Below are 1137 nucleotides of genomic sequence, written 5' to 3' on the forward strand. Positions count from 1 at the left end.
CCTTTCGCGCTGCCTTTTCCGGCGTTCATGCCGCTCATACAGGAGATAGGCGGCCACCCAAAGCAGATAACCTGCAAGGAATATGATAAGGATTGTTGTCATAGGCTGTCTGTTATTTTAGAAAATTCCGGTATCCCGTTGCTTGTATTCGCGCTCGATGTCCCCCTGCCAGTCGGCAAAATGCTTCTCTAACACGTTGTCCACGTAGCTGAACAGCGATACCCGGTTGCCGCCGATGGTCTGCACGATGCGCTGTATCCGCTCGTGGAACTCCTTGCGCAGGTAGATGGTCTTGCCCAGCCGCGCGCATACGGGCGACTCGTGGATGAACAGGCGGAGGTATTCGCTCTCATGGGCTGGCTTGATATCCGGATGTTCTGTCCGGTGGGGTACGGGCGTTTCCGGCTCCACCGCCAGAGGGACGGCCTGGGCGGGCCGTTCTTCCTTGAACGAGGCGACGATGGAGCTTTCGTCCAGTTCCGTCAGACTGATTTTCTTCCGTTCCCCCATAGCTATTTCCCGATAATGGTGAGTATCTCTTCCGTTATCTCCCGGATGTGGCTTCCCTTGGCGAGCGTACCGTCCGCCGGGAACAGCGTCGAGCGGAACACCGCCTTGTGTTCCCCCGTCAGTTCGCGCCGGAACCGCTTGCTGTCGGGCAGGAAGGTCTGTAGCACCTGTAGCCCCAGCTCCCGGATGATTTCCTCATATACCCTGTAGAGTTCCGACTTCTCGCGCCCGTCCACCATGTTCCACAGCAGGTACAGCCCCTTGATGTTCGTCTTGCCCGTGTCCATTAGCGTGTCCTTCAGCTTGGTGGCGAAACGCAGTGTGCTTTCCATCACCACCCGGTCTGCCGCGATGGGCGAGAAAATGTAGTCCATGTTCGCCAGCGTCCGCAGCACGCCGCCGCTGTTTACCGTGCCGGGCAGGTCGAAGAACACGATGTCCGTGCCGGGCAGCTTCTCCAATAGTCCTTCCGCCTTTTCCACGGCATCCTCCGCCGTGCCCTCGACGACCGGGTAGGCCTTCTTGCCGATACGTTGCAGTTGGCGGTAGGCCATCGCCTTGTAGTGTTCGTCCTCCATGACGGTTTTCAAGTCGCGCTTGCGCATTTCGGCGATGCTGTGCTGCGGA

General features: G+C 58.6%; 2 protein-coding genes. Both read right to left on the bottom strand.

Annotation, left to right across the window (positions count from 1 at the left end):
• Positions 1 to 117: 117 nt before the first annotated feature.
• Positions 118 to 510 (bottom strand): DUF3408 domain-containing protein, encoded by a 393-nt coding sequence (locus M3090_RS15330; protein ID WP_249057716.1) that lies wholly within the window; start codon positions 508 to 510, stop codon positions 118 to 120.
• A 2-nt stretch (positions 511 to 512) separates the two neighbouring features.
• The coding region (locus M3090_RS15335) for a ParA family protein (RefSeq protein ID WP_249057718.1) at positions 513 to 1137 on the bottom strand (625 nt) is incomplete at its 5' end.

The organism is Bacteroides sp. ET71 (assembly GCF_023336905.1).
GTDB lineage: Bacteria > Bacteroidota > Bacteroidia > Bacteroidales > Bacteroidaceae > Bacteroides.

What these genes read in the sequence shown, in the direction of transcription:
- M3090_RS15330 (WP_249057716.1), bottom strand. Translation starts at nt 510, where the DNA reads ATGGGGGAACGGAAGAAAATCAGTCTGACGGAACTGGACGAAAGCTCC.